The organism is Mesorhizobium sp. M7A.F.Ca.CA.002.15.2.1, from assembly GCF_003998715.1.
Lineage (GTDB): Bacteria > Pseudomonadota > Alphaproteobacteria > Rhizobiales > Rhizobiaceae > Mesorhizobium > Mesorhizobium ciceri.
On sequence record NZ_RZPI01000052.1, the window covers coordinates 1 to 15,223 of the forward strand.

The window sequence follows — 15,223 nt, forward strand, 5'->3', positions numbered from 1 at the left end:
CTCTACATCCCATTCCCGAACGTCGGCAGTGCCGCGTTTGCCGCAGCCACAGTGGCTGCGGCAAACGCGGCACTGCCGACGTTCGGGAATGGGATGTAGAGTCCTCGGCTGGTGAGCAGGAAGCCCCAGGCTTCGTGCGCGCTGCGCGGCGTCGGCAGGTGCGTGATGATCGCATACCAGAAGAAAACCTGGAGGATCAGCGGAATGTTGCGGAAGATGTCCACATAGGTACGGCCGAGCAGCCGCGCCAAATCGTTCGAAGACGTCCGCGCCAGACCGACGATCGTTCCCACGATCGTCGCCAGTATCAGGCCGACGCTCCCCAGGAACAGCGTGTTGATGATGCCGATGAGGAAGTACCACCAATAGGGATCATTGGCCGTGGCGGGCAGCAGCGAGAAATTCACATCCCAACCCGTCGACTTGAACAGAAAGTCGAATCCGGAGGTGATCCCCTGATCAGCCAGGTTGCGGCGGGCGATCACGATGCCGGCAAGCACCATCGCGGCGATCGAGCCGACATAGAGGACCTGCAACAGCGCGTTGCGGACCTTTTGATTTCTCAGCAGGCTGACCATCCAAAGATCCTTGCCGAATTGTCGCCGACCCCGCCCGGCTGTGCCGGGCGGGGCCTGGAGCGGGTGAGTTAAGGACGGATCAGTCGATCACCAGCGGGAACAGGACACCGCCATTGTTCCAAAGGTTGGTCAACTCGCGGTCCATCTTGTAGGGCGAGTCCTTGCCGAGGTCGCGCTCGAAGATTTCGCCGTAATTGCCGACGTTCTTGATCACCTTGTAGGCCCAGTCATCATCGAGACCGAGACCCTTGCCCATGCCTGGCGTGACGCCGAGGAACTTGGCGACTTGCGGCGAGGTCGGCTTGGCCTTGACCTCGTCGACGTTCTTGGAGGTGATGCCTTCCTGCTCGGCGAAGATCAGCGTGCTCAGCGTCCAGTTGGCGATGTCAACCCAATTGTCGTCGCCTTGGCGCATGATCATGACTTCAGGCTCGACGGCGAGCACGTCGGGCAGGATGACATGGTCGTCGACCTTGCTCTTGGCGATGCGCGCAATGGCGAGCGTCGGGCCCCACTGCGCATAGAGATCGCAGCGTCCGGAGAAATAGGCCTGCTCGAGCTCCTCGGTCTTTTCGATGAGCACGGGTTCGAGCTTGATGCCAAGCTTGGCCGTATAGGCCGCGACCTGCTGTTCCTGCGACGTGCCGGCGGGAATGCAGATCGTGCCGCCGGCCGCATCCTTGAGCGACTTGAGGTTTAGCTCCTTGTGCGCCATCACCTTGGTCGTTCCGAGGTAATAGGACATGGAAAATTGCAGGCCGAGCTCGGTGTCGCGGCTGAGCGTGCCGCCTGACGCCTTGATGATGATGTCGACATCGCCCGATTGCAGGGACGGCCAGCGCTGCGCCCAGCTGATCGGAACGACCTTCAGTTTTGCCGGGTCGCCGAGCACGGCCGTGGCCACCGCCCGGCAGAGATCAATGTCCATGCCCTTCCAGTTGCCCTTGTCGTCGACTTCGGCGAAGCCGAGGTAAGACCCGTCATGGCCGGTGCAGTTGAGCACGCCGCGCGCCTTGACGGCTTCCAGCGTCTTGCCGCCGGCGGCTTCTGCCGGCGCTGCAAAATGCACAAGTCCAAGGGCCATGGCTGCGGCCCCCCATTTCATCGTCTTCATGTTCCGTCTCCACTGTTGAGGTTGTTTGGTTTCTTGTTGTTGGAGGCCCAAAAGTTCTCTTTCGGAGCTCGGTCTCAAAGCCGCTCCTAGTCGGAAAGCGGGGTCGGTTTCGGCACGGAGGAAATCTTCAGATCGCTGCCCCAGTCCTGCTGGGCGAGCCATCGGTGAAGGGCGGCGACCGCCTTCACGCGCAGGTGCCCGCGCGGGACGATCAGGTAGAATCCAGGAACTTCTTCCGGCCGCATATCGGCAAGGGCGTCGCGCCCGACCGGAGCGACCAGCGCGCCCGACCTCAAATCTTCCTCGGCGTCGATGACGGAGACGAGACCGACGCCGATGCCTTGCAGGGTTGCACGGCGCATGGTCGCGGCATCGTCGAAGCTGATGCTTTGGTTGCCGTCCGTCTGCTCGATGGCAAGGTGGCGTAAAATGTCTGGCCAAAGGCGCTTCGACTTGACGGTGTCCAGCAACGTGAACAACGTCAGGTCCTGCGCCGACTTGATGCTCTCGCCGATGGCCGGAGTGCAGCAGATGACCTTCGGATCAGGCACCAGCAGTATGGTCTCGTAGTCCGGCCAATTGCCGTAGCCCCACTGGACGGTCATATCGATGTCGTCGCGTCCGAAATCGGGCAGATCGACCATCGTCGTCAGGCGCAGATCCGCACCGGGCAATATCTCCCGGAACAGAGATAGGCGAGGCAGCAAATAGTGGGTCGCGAAATAGGGGCTCGCATTCAGGTTGATGCGGTCCCGGTAATTCGACTTGGTGACGCGGCGAACACCTTCGGAAAATTCGTCGAACCCAGCTTTGACATAGTGCGAGAGAAGGATGGCAGACTCGGTCAATTCGACCGACCGCCCCTTGCGTTCGAACAGTGTCACCTGAAGCGTGTCCTCCAGTAGCTTGATCTGCTGTCCGACGGCCTGCGGCGTGACCAGCAATTCATCCGCCGCCTGCCGGAAGCTCTTGTGCTGCGCGACGGCGTGGAAGACGCGAAGCGCATTCAGCGAGGGAAGGCGAAGCTTGCCGGTCATCGTCTATTCCACCTCCTTTCGCTTGCGTTCCTGTTGGACAATTCAGCGCCGCCGGCGCGCGAAAATAGCTCAGGCGTATATATAACCACCTGAAACAATTACGTTTTCTCCGGTCATGTAGGTATTCTTGGGGCCGCCGGTCATGAGAACCCACTCGGCAATCTCCGCAGGCTCGGCGCCACGACCCAGCGGGCTCGCCTTGGCCAGTTCCTCGAGGAAGCCGAGGGCCTTGGCCCGCTCCGTGGCCATGCCTGCGGGGGCCACCGAATTGACCAGGATCCCGTGTTTTGCGACGTCATGGGCAAAGGAGCGCGTCAGGCTGACCACGGCGGCCTTGGTTGCCGCATAGTGGGCGTTCTGCGGATGCGCCTTGAAGGCATCGACAGAGGTCAGGTTGACGATCCGGCCACGCACATGGCTCTTCGGCTCCTGCGATTGCATGTGGCGAACGGCTGCCACCATCATATGATAAGTGCCCTTGATGTTGATGCCATTGGAGGCATCCCAATCGGCGTCGCTGATCTCGAGGAGCGGGCGGCGAGGGTAGATCGCGGCGCAATTGATCAGCGTGTCGATACGCCCGAGCTTCGAAACGATGGCGTCGAAGGCGGCGTGGCACTGAGGGCCGACCTGGATGTCGCACAGGGCGGCCGCGGTCGGCAGGCCGTTGGCCTTTGCCGGTGCGAGAGCGGCTTCGGCGGCGTCCTGGTTGATGTCGATGATGCCGATCTTTGCAGCCCCGGCCTCTACAGCCATCCTGGCCAAAAGCGCGCCGAGGCCAGCGCCGCCGCCTACGATCAGAACGGAAAGATCCTTCATTCCAGTTTTTCCTTACTTGGCGCCGCTTGGCGAGGTTGGCCATGTCGGCATGATGTCGAAACGGGTAACGTCGGCCCATGCGGGCAGGCCGAGTACCGCGACCACCATTCCGGCCACGTCATCCGGCTGCACCACTTTGCTGGCGTACATGGCCGCGCGCGCCTTTGCGTCGAGGATGTCCTGGTAGAGCTGCGTCTCGACACGGCCGGCGACGATCTCGGTGACACGGACGCCTGATGGGGAGAGGTCGGCGCGCAACGCGGCGGCAAAGCCTGATATCGCCGCCTTGGTGGCCGAATAGACGGCAATGTTGGAATATGCCGCGTGGCCCGCGGTGGAGCCGGTGAACAGGATGTGGCCAGCCTGCCGCTCGCGCATCTGCGGAACGACGAGGCGGGTAAGCAGGATTGCCGCGCTGAGGTTGACCTCCAGCGTGGTGTCGATGTCGGAGATTTTCATGTCGGCGAAATTGCCCAACGGTGGCATGATCCCGGCATTATTGATCAGCACGTCGATGGTCAGATCCGCCAGAACAGCTTCCAGCGCCTCGCGATCGGTCACGTCGACGGCGATGGGCACGATGCCGGATCGCTCGGCCTGCAACGCCTTGAGCGCGGCCTGGCTGCGCCCGACCGCATAGACATCGTAGCCGGCGTCGCTCAGTGCGATCGTCATGGCCCGCCCTATGCCGCTTGTTGCACCTGTGATGAAGGCTGTCGTCACGTTGGCTTCCCTGATTGCCTGATTCAGTCTGCGGCCTGGGCCGATGCCGCGAAACCAAGAAAACCAGCAAAAAGGAAAGATAAACTTTCGAATTCTCTTCTCCCGCCCGAAACCTGGACAGGTGGTGACCTCGGCGCCGAGGCTGAAAACCGAAGGAAACGACGGGAAAACGATGTTCTCAACCTGCGGGAAACGGTTCAGGTCAGCTGGCGGAGCCAAAACATGGCTTTCGCAATGCGGTGGCTAATCTGGGTGAGTGCGAATGCCTGGGTGATCGAAGCCGGGGCCTATCCGCCGGTCGAAACAGGCCTCTTCATATCGGTAAAGAGCGAGGCCGCAGCCGCCTGCTGCTCTGCCTCTGTCGCCGCGACGCCCGAAGCCCGTGCCAAAGCGCGCACACGCCCGAGGCTGTTGTGCAGATGCTTGCGCATGGCCTGGCGAGCGGCACGACCGTCCTGCCTTTCGATGGCATCCACGATGGTTTTGTGCTCGTTGTGAATGCGTGCGTAATAGCTGTCCTTGAGCGCCGGCGTGACCACGTAGCCCAGTTGAAAGCGTGGAACGATCATCGGCCTGAGATAGCTCAGGAAGCCGTGGATGAATTCGTTGCGCGCGGCTTTGGCGATCGCCAGATGGAAATCATAGTCATAGTGGATCTGGACCACAGCGGGATCCGCTTGCTGGGCGTCGACCTGTTCCATCAGGGTTCGGATTCCACTCGCCTCCGCATCGGTGCGCCGTTCCGCGCATAGCCCGGCGGACTCCACTTCCACACTCAATCTCAGTTCGAGCAGGGCAATGGTTTCCGGCAAGGTCCTCAGCGCCTCGTCCGGTATCGAGAAATTGCGCGGCGCCGGCGTTTCGCTGACGAACATGCCGCGGCCCTGCTGCGGCACCACCATCCCTTCGGAGCGCAATCGCGCCACCGCTTCCCGCACCACCGTCCGGCTGACGTCGTACTCGGCACAAAGCTCCGCCTCGGTCGGCAATTGCGCGCCGGGAAGCAGAGATCCGGAACGGATCTTTTCGGACAGACTCTCCGCCACGACAGTGGAAAGCGGTTTGCGCTTCGTCATCAGTCTCCCCTTAGCCAGATTCGCGATGATGCCCGAACCGGCAAGGCCATTCAAACCGCCGCGGTGACGATCAGCTCGACCAGCATTCCAGGCTTGGCCATCCGTCCTTCGCCGGAAGAGCGCGCGGGTGCATGCTCCTTCGGCATCCATCCGTCCCAGACCGTGTTGACCTCGTCGAAATCCCTGATGTCGTCCAGCCACATCTGCACGTGAAGGATACGTGTCTTGTCCGTACCGGCCTTGGCAAGCAGGACGTCGACCTTGCCAAGCGCCTCGCGCATCTGGTCGGCTGCGGACTGACCCGGCTTTGCGACCTGGCCGGTGAGGTAGAGGGTGCCATTGTGGATGACCCCGTGGTGGATGCGGGTGTCGAAGTCGAAGCGCTTGATGTCACTCATTGGATTGTCCTTGTCAGATTTCCGGCCTCCGCCGGATGGGTCAGATTTCCGGCCTCCGCCGGATGGGTCAGATTTCCGGCCTCCGCCGGATGGACTCAGATTGCCGGCGTCTGGCGGATGGGGTTTCCCTGCAGATATTGTGCGTAGGGCGCCTGAACGAGCCAGCCGGCGTCGACGGGCAGGGTGACGCCGGTTATCGATGCGGCCCGGTCGGAGCAGAGGAACAGTGCGGCCTCGGCAACGTCGCGCGGCTCGACGAAGCGGCGCAGCGCGGTGGTCGCCTGGATGGCTTCGGGGTTGCGCTCACCCTTGGCGATCCTGGCTTTCAGCCCGTCCGAAAGCGTGTAGCCGGGTGCCACCGCATTGACGCGTACGCCGTGCGGACCGAGCTCGGCGGCCAGGATCTGGGTCAAGGCCAGGACGGCATGCTTTCCGGGCGTGTAGGCGGGCAGGGACAGCGGCGCGAAGGAGGCAAGCGAGCCGACGTTCAGGATCGCGCCTCGCCCGGCAGCCGACATCAGCCGACCGAACACCTGGCAACCCAGCAAGGTGCCGCGATAGTTCACTCGCCACATCCTCTCGTCTTCGTCCAGATCCTGGTCGAGGACGTGCTTGCCACTCTGCAGGATGCCGGCGCAGTTGACGACGACGTGCGGGGTACCGAACGCGTCGCTGACGGCCTGCGCCAGCGCTTCCACCGAGCCGGATTCGGCGACATCGGTCTGGACAAACAGCGCGCGCGGTGCGCCGACCGCCGCGCAGGCGCCAACCGCCTCATCGCCCCGTGCCGCATCCCTGCCGGCGACCACCAGATGGTAGCCGTCCTCGGCGAAGCGCAGCGCTATCGCGCGTCCGATGCCGGAAGTGCCGCCGATGACGACGGCCGTCAATGTCTCAGCCATTGCCGCGACCCTTGCCTTCGATGTCGAAGAATTCGGACATGGCCCGGACCTGGAAATCCATCATCGGGCGCCCCGGCTGAATGCGGCAGCCAATCTCTTTCGCCGCCTTTAGCAGGGGGGTCTCGGCGGGCTCCATGATGATGTCGACGACCGTCATGTCCGGGGTCAGCCGGCTCACATCCAGCGGCAGCGGGTCGCCGGCGTGCATGCCGACCGGCGTGGCGTTGATCGCCATATGCATGCCGGAAGGCTCGGCCTCTCCAACCTGGATGCGGCATTTCGGGAAGACCTGCGCGACCAGCGCCGCCAGTTTTTCGGCGCGACCGGTATCGATGTCGGCCAAGCGGATTTCCTCGGCACCGGCTTCGGCGAGACAATAGGCCAGGGACGCGCCGGCGCCGCCGGCGCCGACCTGAAGGATGCGGCGGCCGGCAATCTCATGTCCGCCTGCCTTGAGGCCATCGATAAAGCCGACGCCGTCGAAATTGTCGGCGTACCAGCTGCCATCGGGCAGCCGGCGCACGGAATTGGCGCTCTGCACCCTCGCGGCGCGGTCGTGAGCGGCGGTGCATTTGTGATAGACCGCAACCTTGTACGGCACCGAGATGATCACGCCCCTGATATTCTCGGCTGCCGTAATGCCGGCCCAGAAGGCCTCGAAATCCTCCGGGCGGCAGCTCAAGGGCACCATGAGGCTGTCGAGGCCCTTCTGCTCGAAGATCTCGTTGAATATGCCGGGGCTCTTGGCATGGGCCACGGGATGGGCCAGCATCACGAAGATCTCGGCCTTGCCGGTTCCGCGCATCGGTTTTACTCCTTTTCTTTTGACAGTTCGTGGCCGCTGAGGATCTCCAGCGCCTGGACGAGGGACGAGTGGTCGGCCTCCGCGCCGCCTGGTCGGGCTGAGCAGGCGCTCATCAGTTGTTGCGCCATCGCGGTGTTCGGCAGCGAGACGCCAAGCGCGCGGGCGCTTTCGAGCGCGAGGTTGAGATCCTTCTGGTGAAGCCGCATGCGAAAGCCCGGGGCGAAGGTCCGGGCGATCATGCGCTCGCCATGCACCTCCAGCACGCGGGACGAGGCAAAGCCGCCCATCAGCGCGGCGCGCACCTTTGCCGCGTCGCAACCGGCCTTGCTGGCAAAGACGAGCGCTTCCGCCACGGCCTCTATGTTGAGCGCGACGATGATCTGATTTGCGATCTTGCAGGTCTGGCCGGCGCCATTGTGCTCGCCGATCAAGGTGATGTTCTTGCCCAGCGTCCGAAAGATCGGCAGCGCGCGCTCGAACTCTGCGGTCGGCCCGCCGACCATGATGGTGAGGCTCGCCGCCTTGGCGCCGACCTCACCGCCCGAGACCGGGGCGTCGAGGTAGCCGGCTCCCGCTTGCCGCAGTTTCGCTGCGAATTCCGCAGTGGCGATAGGGCTGATCGAGCTCATGTCGATGACCAGCTTATCGGCCGACAGCCCCTCCAGGACGCCGTTTCCTCCAAGCAGGACACGCTCCACATCTGGCGTGTCGGGCAGCATGGTCACGATGATCTCGGACATCCGCGCCACATCGCCAGGAGAGGCGACGACCGATGCCCTAAGGTCCTTCGGCAGAGGGGAGCGGTTCAGGACCGTGAAGATCTCATGTCCCGCGTCGACGAGATGGTGCGCCATCGGTGCTCCCATCACACCGAGCCCGATGAACCCGATCTTCATTCTTGAACCCCTGTACGAAGGTTGGTGCGTATTGCATCTTGCAGCAAATTATTGCCGTATGATATAGGACATCATACAAATTTCAACGTCCTTTCGCTCATCGGAGACCGACCGCAAAATGCAAGAGCGCCTCAACACGCTGAAGGCTGCCGTGTCGGCCGGCCGGACCCATATCGGCATCTGGTGCTCGCTGGCTTCGGCCCTGACGACGGAAATTGTCGCGGGCTCCGGCGCCGGCTGGCTGCTGATCGATGGCGAGCATAGCCCCAATCATCTGCGCAGCATCATGGCCCAGTTGCAGGTCATGGGCGGCTTCGACAGCGAGGCCGTCGTCAGGCTGCCTTCCGACGATCCCAATCTGATCAAGCAGGCCCTGGATATCGGTGCGCGCAGCCTGATGATCCCCAATGTGCGGACGGCCGATCAGGCCCGCGCCATTGTCGCGGCTATGACATATGCGCCTGGTGGATTTCGCGGCTTCTCGGTCGGTCACCGTGCCAACGGCTTCGGTCGCATCGCCGGTTACCACGCCAAGGCGCGTGAGCAGCAGCTTCTCGCCGTACAGATCGAGGATGAATTAGGCGTCGCCAATGCCGCGGAAATTGCGGCAGTGGACGGCGTCGACGTTCTCTTCGTCGGACCCGGCGACCTTTCCACCAATATGGGTGCGATGGGCAATCCCGGGGCCGCACACGTTCAAGAAGCGATCGCCTCGGTGCGCAAGGCGGCAACGGCGGCAGGCAAGGCCAGCGGGATCCTGGCTCCCGCAAAGACCGATGCCGACCGCTACCTCGCCGACGGCTTCACCATGGTTGCCGTTGGTTCCGACCTCGGCCTGCTGGCGCGGGGCTCGGATGCCTTGGTCGCTTCGTTCACTCAGTAGACCGGAGATACAGCCATGCCGATCCCCCGGTACAAAGCGCCGTCACGCACCGCCTACGACATCGTCATCGTCGGCGGCGCCGTCATCGGTTCGTCCACGGCCTACTGGCTGAGCCAGGCGCTGGGCAGCGGCGCCTCGATCCTCGTGGTCGAACGCGACTCGAGCTACGAATTCTCGTCGACGGCGCTCTCCACCAGTGCGATCCGGCAGCAATATTCCAATCCGATCAATGTGAAGATCAGCCAGTTCGGCATCGAGGTCATCCGCGGATTTCAGGAGCGTATGGCACCTTTCTACAAGGACGAACCGGCGCCCGACCTCGGCTTCAAGGAGCATGGGTATCTTTACTGCTGTTCACCCGACGGCGTCAAAGCGGCCCGCGAGCGCGTCGATCTGCAACGCAGTTTTGGGGCCCACACGGTGTTTCTTGAGCCGGGCCCGCTGAAGGATCGCTTCCCCTGGCTCAATGTGGAGGATCTCGGTGGCGGTTCCTGGGGGGCCAGGGAAGAGGGCTGGTTCGATTCCGTGGGGCTGATGAACGGTTTCCGCCGCGCAGCCCGCGCCAGCGGCGTCGAGTATATTGACAATGCCGTGACAGGGCTGGACATCGCCGATGGGCGGGTCATCTCGGTGCGCCTCGCGACCGGACAGACGGTTGCCTGCGGAACATTGGTCAACGCCGCGGGCCCGCGCGCTCAGCAGGTGGCCGCCATGGCCGGCCTGTCGATCCCGGTCGCGCCCTACAAGCGCTACAGCTTCGTCTTCGCCAGCGCCAACCCGATCCCCGGCCGGATGCCCAATGTCATCGACCTTTCCGGAACATTCGTGCGTCCCGAAGGCGAGCTTTTTCTCACCGGCAACACGCCGCAAGGCGACGGACCGGCCGGCTACGACGACTTTGAAATGCACCATGAAGAGTTCGACGACTACATCTGGCCGGCACTCTGGCACCGCATTCCGTCTTTCGACGCACTCAAGGTCCAGACCAGTTGGACCGGCCACTACGAGTACAACATGCTCGACCACAACGGCATCGTCGGCTTCCACCCGCAGGTGACCAATTTCATGTTTGCCAACGGCTTCTCGGGGCACGGGCTGCAACAGTCGCCAGCCGTGGGCCGCGCCGTTTCAGAACTTATCGTTCACGGGGCTTTCCAGACGCTCGATCTTTCGCCGTTCTGTTACGAGCGCATAGATCGCAACGAGCCGTTTCTCGAGGAAGCAGTGATCTAAAGCGAGACGATCGGTCACCCATTTTATCTCGGGCATTCAGCGTCCAATGAAATTGCATTTTAGTCAGAGACGTCGTGAAAACTACTCGCTCGGATCGCTCTATCTTAGCAGGGGCGTCACGAACCCACGGTCGATCGATTTGGTTGCGGCGCTGCCAGATCTCGGCCAGAGGAGGCCTCGTGGCGCATGAGGAAACGCTCTATGGCGCGGATGATGGCGATCAACAGCAGATTGATCACAAGGTAGAGCACGCCGGCAATGGCGAAGATCTCGAAGATTGCGAAGGTCTGGCTCATCAGCCGCTTGGCGTAGCCGGTGATCTCGAGCACCGTGATCGTCGAGGCAAGGCTGGTCCCCTTGACGACCAGGATGAGCTCATTGCCATAGGCCGGCAGCGCCTGGCGGATGGCGAGCGGAAACTCGATGCGCCGGAACCGCAGCATGCGCGACATGCCGCATGCCTGCGCCGCTTCGACGAGGCCAACCGGAACCGACATCAATCCGCCGCGCAGGATCTCCGACGTGTAGGCAGCCGTGTTCAGCGCAAGCGCCAGCACGGCGCAGCGCGCGCCGTCGCTGATCAACCACCACAAAGCTGCGTTGTCCTTGATCGAGGAAAGTTGGCCAAGCCCGTAATAGAACAGGAAAATCTGCACCAGCAGTGGCGTCCCGCGAAAGACATTGGAATAATATTTGGCAAAGCCTGACAGGAAGCGGTTCGACGACAGTCGCATCAGCGCCAAACCGAGGCCCAGATTGAAGCCGATCAGCACCGAGACGAACGTTAGTGCCGCTGTGACCCACAGGCCCTTGAGCAGGACGGGAACCGCTAGCTGGATGAGATCCATCATAACTACTTTCTCGTCCTCACCCTGAGCAGGCGTTCGATGCCGTCGAACCCGGCCTGGCTGACGAGCGTAATGGCCAGATAAACCACAGCCGCGATCAGGTAGAAGATGAACGGGTGGCGGGTGGAATTGGCGCCAATGAAAGAAATGCGCATCAGCTCCTGAAGGCCGACCACCGAGACCAGGGCCGTGTCCTTGATCGTGGTCTGCCAGCCGTTGTTGATTCCGGGAACCGCGATGCGCAGCATCTGCGGCGCGATGATGCGGCGAAAGATCCGGCCGCCCGATAGCCCGAGCGCGCGCGCGGCCTCGATATGCCCATTGGGGATCGCGCCCAGGGCCCCGCGCACGACCTCGGTCGAATAGGCGCCGGAGATCGCGCCGATGGCGATGACCGCGATGACGAACGCATAGCCGCTCTCCGCGACCCCGGCATAGCCGAAAGCGGTCACGACCTTGGTCACGAATTCAACCGAACTGAAAAACAGGAGGTAGATGATGAGCAGCTCGGGCACGCCGCGCACCAGCGAGGTATAGGCATCAACGAGCAGCGAGAGCGGAAATATCCGGGCCCATTTGATCAAGCCGCAGACAATGCCGATCACCAGCCCGGCCGCCATGCTGACGAGACCCACCAGGATCGTTATCGACGCGCCACGCAGGATGGCGGTCACCCAACCCGCTTCCCAAACCTGCCAGAGACCGAATTCCATCTGAGTTGCCCTAGTCTTGTCGTGCCAATGAAGTGCATGCGCCCGGAGCTCCGGGCGCATGCGAGGGTTCCAAGGCGTTATTTGCAGGGCCGGGAAATGTCCGTCTTGAACCATTTCTCGCTTGCCTTGCCGACCGAGCCGTCCGCGATCAGCTCGCAAAGCGCCTTGTCGATCTTGACCTTGAGTTCGGTGTTGTCCTGCGCGATGCCGACGCCGATGCCTTCGCCAAGCGTCGGGTCGTATGTGCTCTTGATCTCAACACCGACCAGTTGGAAGTTCTTGCCGTCAGGCTTGTCCAGAAAATCCTGCAAGGCGGATTGATCGGCGAAAGCCGTGTCGATACGGCCGCTCGCCAGGTCGATCTGCATCTGGTCAAGCGTGTCGTAGGTTTTCAGGTCGGCATTCGGTGCACGCTTCTCGAGGAAATGCGCGTGGGTCGTGCCAGCCTGCACGCCGACCTTCTTGCCGTCGAGCGACTTCAGCAGCGTGTCGACGTCGGTGATCGCGGCCAGATCAGACCCCTTGGCCGCGACGAACATGTTGGCCAGTTCGGCATAGCCGACGCTGAAATTGATCTCCTTCTTGCGATCGGCGGTGATCGACATGCCCGAGATGATGACGTCGAAGCGCTTGGCCTTCAGCGCCGGGATCAACCCGTCGAACGCCTGCACGACAAAATGGCAGGTCACCGCGAGTTTGGTGCACAGCAACGCGCCGACATCGGCGTCGAAACCGGTGACGTTGCCATTGGCGTCGGACATGCTCCATGGCGGGTAGGCGCCTTCCGTTCCGATGGACAACTCGCCTTCGGCCGCCAATGCGCTTCCCATGCTTCCCGCGAGACATGCGCGCAGCGTCAAGACTTTCAGTTTCATATCAGTTCCCCTTGTTGTTGGTCTTCATTGCCGTTGTCCGGTGCGAACCGGACGCTTCGAGAATGCTTCCCTCACAGTGTCCGAGCCAGGAATTGGCGCAGACGCTCCGAGCGCGGGCTGCCGAACAGCTCCGCGGGCGCACCCTCTTCCTCCACCTTTCCCTGGTGGAGAAACAGAACCTTGTGGGAGACCTCGCGCGCGAACTGCATCTCGTGCGTTACGAGGATCATGGTGTTGCCTTCCTCCGCCAGTTGACGGATCACGCGCAGCACCTCGCCGACCAACTCGGGATCGAGCGCCGATGTCGGTTCGTCGAAGAGGATGACTTTGGGACGCATCGCGAGCGTTCGGGCGATCGCGGCGCGTTGCTGCTGGCCGCCTGATAACTGGCCCGGATAATGAGCGTGCTTGTCGGCGAGCCCGACCTTCTTCAACAAAGCGTGCGCATGTTGGATGGCCTTCTCGCGGGGCTCCTTCAAGACGTGCCGGGGCGCTTCGATGATGTTCTCCGCCACAGTCATGTGCGGCCACAGATTGAAGTTCTGGAACACCATGCCGACGCGGGCGCGGATGCGTTCGACCTGCGCCATATCGGCTGGCCCAAGACGGCCGCTCGACAGCGGCTTCATCTTGATCACCTCGCCATCGATGGCGACCTTGCCGCCATCCGGCTGCTCCAGAAGATTGATGCAACGCAGGAACGTGCTCTTGCCCGAGCCCGACGAGCCGATCATGGAAATGACCTCACCGGCATGGGCGGTGAGATTGACGCCCTTCAACACCAAAAGCGAGCCGAAGCTCTTGTGAAGCTCGTCGATCTGCACGGCCGGCGTGGTGATCTTTGCCTTGTCAGCGGGCGCCGGATCGGCCGCGACGGCAGGAAGGGTTGGCGGCGTCTGTTCGCTGCTGGTGTCCTGGGTTATCTCGACGGTTCGCAGGTCCGCCAGCGCACGATCGAAATAGCGCAGGCTGCTGGACAGGCAGGTGCGTTGCCAGTCTGGGTCATCCGGGATGAAGGCGCAACGCAGAGTGTCGCGGATCCGCTTGCCCAACGGCGAATCGAGCTTGCCGAACAGATGCAGCCAGTTGTCGGCCTGGACCGCTTCCATGACAGCCGGCCCGTCCAACGTGCCGCATTCAACGACAAGCGGCAGCACGCGCGCGTTCGGCATTGCCTTGCGGACGGCATCGGAGACATAGCCGGTCGCCGTTGCCGTGATGCCGGTATCGGTCTTGGCGCCCTGGCCTGTCAGGACTGTCGCCAGCGCCGGCCCGAAGATGGATTTGCCCCAGGCAAGGCCGTCATGCTCGGAACTCGCCACAGAAAGCAGAGCCGGATAACCGTAAGGCCCGGCGCCGGTATGCAGGTCGAAGACGATGGCCTGGCGCGCCGCGCCGGCAAAGGTCTTCAGAATTTCGTTCAAGGTGCGGTTCGACCAGACCGGGCCGCCACCGCCGTAGAACATGCCGTCGGCGAACTCATACTGGCCGGCTTCGACGATCGCCGCCAGCCCGGCATGCCCAAGCCTTTTGCGCGCCACGGCGAGCTTCTCGTCGGCCGCTATGCGGTCCGGTCCCTCCCACTCGCGATACGCCATGGCGTCGTGCAGGCCGGCATAACCGTTGTTGACGGGAGCACTTGAAGACCAGTCGATGAAGTTGCGGTTGAGGTCGACATTGTCCTCGTTGACGCGCCGCGACCAAGCCGTACCCCAGGGATTGATGAGGTGAATGGCAAGGATGGCTGTGTCGCCGGGCAGGCGCCGCAGGTGCTTCTGGCCGAGCCACGCGGTCTGGCAAGTCGAGCCGAACGGGCCCTCGACACCATGCGTACCGGAGATGAGCACGATCAGCTTGCGCGCATCGCGGCGGCCAAGCAGCGCCACATCCGTCGCCAGCGTCTCGCCATCCGGGCCGTTCAGCGGATGAACATATTCAGACAGTTCCGCGCCGGCCCGCTCGGCGGCTTCGCGAAATCTCCTGCGAAGGACGGCGAAATCACGGGCATAGGCGGGGGCTGGCTCATCATGGCGCATGGTCGATCCCACCGGATCGCTGGCGGTTGCGGTCAATCCGTTCATTCCCTGTCGTTCCACCGTGGGGCTATTCATCGTTGTGATGGCTCGTGTTCTGAGGTGGCAATCGGCGCTCATTGCCGGAAAGGAGCGGCCTGGAGGACCGGACAAACCAGGCGTCGGAGGGAAGCACCTTGTCGGGGTTCATGATCGACTGATCGTCCAGCGCTCGTTTCACCCGCTCCATCGCGGCGAGCTTCGTCGGGTCAACCGTCGCCAGCAGCGAATGGATGCGCTTGGACCCAACA

General features: G+C 62.6%; 17 protein-coding genes. 2 read left to right on the plus strand and 15 right to left on the minus strand.

All coding sequences use genetic code 11. The annotated features are described in order from the left end of the window. Window positions 1-2: 2 nt before the first annotated feature. From ENZ74_RS05480 to ENZ74_RS05525, 10 genes are all read right to left on the minus strand, one after another. Entirely contained in the window at window positions 3-578 is a 576-nt protein-coding gene (locus ENZ74_RS05480; RefSeq protein ID WP_164760953.1) for an ABC transporter permease subunit, read from the minus strand. Window positions 579-657: 79 nt separating this feature from the next. Then, a complete protein-coding gene (locus ENZ74_RS05485) occupies window positions 658-1,692 on the minus strand; it encodes an amino acid ABC transporter substrate-binding protein (RefSeq protein ID WP_013530400.1) in 1,035 nt (344 codons plus the stop codon). Between the two features lie 86 nt (window positions 1,693-1,778). Beyond that, entirely contained in the window at window positions 1,779-2,729 is a 951-nt protein-coding gene (locus tag ENZ74_RS05490; RefSeq protein ID WP_063168724.1) for a LysR substrate-binding domain-containing protein, read from the minus strand. Window positions 2,730-2,798: 69 nt separating this feature from the next. Continuing rightward, window positions 2,799-3,548 carry an SDR family oxidoreductase gene (locus ENZ74_RS05495; RefSeq protein WP_063168723.1) on the minus strand — a complete coding sequence of 250 codons (750 nt, stop codon included), beginning with the start codon at window positions 3,546-3,548 and terminating at the stop codon, window positions 2,799-2,801. A gap of 12 nt (window positions 3,549-3,560) precedes the next feature. Continuing rightward, entirely contained in the window at window positions 3,561-4,271 is a 711-nt protein-coding gene (locus tag ENZ74_RS05500) for an SDR family oxidoreductase (protein ID WP_082826690.1), read from the minus strand. A 287-nt stretch (window positions 4,272-4,558) separates the two neighbouring features. Then, window positions 4,559-5,401, minus strand: a complete 843-nt coding sequence (locus ENZ74_RS05505; protein ID WP_082826522.1) for a FadR/GntR family transcriptional regulator — start codon at window positions 5,399-5,401, stop codon at window positions 4,559-4,561. Next, window positions 5,398-5,745 (minus strand): RidA family protein, encoded by a 348-nt coding sequence (locus ENZ74_RS05510; protein ID WP_013530405.1) that lies wholly within the window; start codon window positions 5,743-5,745, stop codon window positions 5,398-5,400. Before ENZ74_RS05510 ends, ENZ74_RS05505 begins: the two co-directional genes overlap by 4 nt. A 95-nt stretch (window positions 5,746-5,840) precedes the next feature. Then, on the minus strand, window positions 5,841-6,647 hold the full coding sequence (locus ENZ74_RS05515) for an SDR family oxidoreductase (protein WP_063168722.1): 807 nt from the start codon (window positions 6,645-6,647) through the stop codon (window positions 5,841-5,843). Continuing rightward, window positions 6,640-7,452 carry a shikimate dehydrogenase gene (locus ENZ74_RS05520; RefSeq protein WP_013530407.1) on the minus strand — a complete coding sequence of 271 codons (813 nt, stop codon included), beginning with the start codon at window positions 7,450-7,452 and terminating at the stop codon, window positions 6,640-6,642. The genes ENZ74_RS05515 and ENZ74_RS05520 overlap by 8 nt, the downstream gene beginning before the upstream one ends. Window positions 7,453-7,457: 5 nt before the next feature. Next, window positions 7,458-8,348 (minus strand): 2-hydroxy-3-oxopropionate reductase, encoded by an 891-nt coding sequence (locus ENZ74_RS05525; protein ID WP_063168721.1) that lies wholly within the window; start codon window positions 8,346-8,348, stop codon window positions 7,458-7,460. A 118-nt stretch (window positions 8,349-8,466) separates the two neighbouring features. On the opposite strand from ENZ74_RS05525, the gene ENZ74_RS05530 reads away from it, so the two are divergent. Continuing rightward, window positions 8,467-9,231: an HpcH/HpaI aldolase/citrate lyase family protein gene (locus ENZ74_RS05530; RefSeq protein ID WP_063168720.1), complete on the plus strand. Its 765-nt coding sequence runs from the start codon at window positions 8,467-8,469 to the stop codon at window positions 9,229-9,231. A 15-nt stretch (window positions 9,232-9,246) separates the two neighbouring features. Continuing rightward, window positions 9,247-10,464, plus strand: a complete 1,218-nt coding sequence (locus tag ENZ74_RS05535) for an FAD-dependent oxidoreductase (RefSeq protein ID WP_024503251.1) — start codon at window positions 9,247-9,249, stop codon at window positions 10,462-10,464. A gap of 116 nt (window positions 10,465-10,580) precedes the next feature. Here ENZ74_RS05535 and ENZ74_RS05540 read toward each other — a convergent pair whose 3' ends face one another. The 5 genes from ENZ74_RS05540 to ENZ74_RS05560 all read right to left on the minus strand — a co-directional run. Beyond that, window positions 10,581-11,312, minus strand: coding sequence for an ABC transporter permease (locus ENZ74_RS05540; protein ID WP_063170307.1), 732 nt, complete (start codon window positions 11,310-11,312; stop codon window positions 10,581-10,583). Between the two features lie 5 nt (window positions 11,313-11,317). Further along, the gene (locus ENZ74_RS05545) at window positions 11,318-12,025 is read right to left on the minus strand and encodes an ABC transporter permease subunit (RefSeq protein ID WP_164760954.1); all 708 of its coding nucleotides are present in this window, start codon (window positions 12,023-12,025) and stop codon (window positions 11,318-11,320) included. 77 nt (window positions 12,026-12,102) lie between these two features. Further along, a complete protein-coding gene (locus ENZ74_RS05550) occupies window positions 12,103-12,900 on the minus strand; it encodes a transporter substrate-binding domain-containing protein (RefSeq protein WP_127312689.1) in 798 nt (265 codons plus the stop codon). 71 nt (window positions 12,901-12,971) lie between these two features. Next, entirely contained in the window at window positions 12,972-14,981 is a 2,010-nt protein-coding gene (locus tag ENZ74_RS35665) for a DUF2817 domain-containing protein (RefSeq protein ID WP_082826520.1), read from the minus strand. Window positions 14,982-15,003: 22 nt separating this feature from the next. Then, the coding region (locus ENZ74_RS05560) for an FAD-linked oxidase C-terminal domain-containing protein (protein ID WP_281034593.1) at window positions 15,004-15,223 on the minus strand (220 nt) is incomplete at its 5' end.

Bases quoted from the DNA above. Each gene is read 5' to 3' on its own strand.
- ENZ74_RS05480 (WP_164760953.1), bottom strand. From the start codon at position 578: ATGGTCAGCCTGCTGAGAAATCAAAAGGTCCGCAACGCGCTGTTGCAG.
- ENZ74_RS05485 (WP_013530400.1), bottom strand. From the start codon at position 1,692: ATGAAGACGATGAAATGGGGGGCCGCAGCCATGGCCCTTGGACTTGTG.
- ENZ74_RS05490 (WP_063168724.1), bottom strand. From the start codon at position 2,729: ATGACCGGCAAGCTTCGCCTTCCCTCGCTGAATGCGCTTCGCGTCTTC.
- ENZ74_RS05495 (WP_063168723.1), bottom strand. From the start codon at position 3,548: ATGAAGGATCTTTCCGTTCTGATCGTAGGCGGCGGCGCTGGCCTCGGC.
- ENZ74_RS05510 (WP_013530405.1), bottom strand. From the start codon at position 5,745: ATGAGTGACATCAAGCGCTTCGACTTCGACACCCGCATCCACCACGGG.
- ENZ74_RS05515 (WP_063168722.1), bottom strand. From the start codon at position 6,647: ATGGCTGAGACATTGACGGCCGTCGTCATCGGCGGCACTTCCGGCATC.
- ENZ74_RS05520 (WP_013530407.1), bottom strand. From the start codon at position 7,452: ATGCGCGGAACCGGCAAGGCCGAGATCTTCGTGATGCTGGCCCATCCC.
- ENZ74_RS05525 (WP_063168721.1), bottom strand. From the start codon at position 8,348: ATGAAGATCGGGTTCATCGGGCTCGGTGTGATGGGAGCACCGATGGCG.
- ENZ74_RS05530 (WP_063168720.1), top strand. From the start codon at position 8,467: ATGCAAGAGCGCCTCAACACGCTGAAGGCTGCCGTGTCGGCCGGCCGG.
- ENZ74_RS05535 (WP_024503251.1), top strand. From the start codon at position 9,247: ATGCCGATCCCCCGGTACAAAGCGCCGTCACGCACCGCCTACGACATC.
- ENZ74_RS05540 (WP_063170307.1), bottom strand. From the start codon at position 11,312: ATGGATCTCATCCAGCTAGCGGTTCCCGTCCTGCTCAAGGGCCTGTGG.
- ENZ74_RS05545 (WP_164760954.1), bottom strand. From the start codon at position 12,025: ATGGAATTCGGTCTCTGGCAGGTTTGGGAAGCGGGTTGGGTGACCGCC.
- ENZ74_RS05550 (WP_127312689.1), bottom strand. From the start codon at position 12,900: ATGAAACTGAAAGTCTTGACGCTGCGCGCATGTCTCGCGGGAAGCATG.
- ENZ74_RS35665 (WP_082826520.1), bottom strand. From the start codon at position 14,981: ATGAACGGATTGACCGCAACCGCCAGCGATCCGGTGGGATCGACCATG.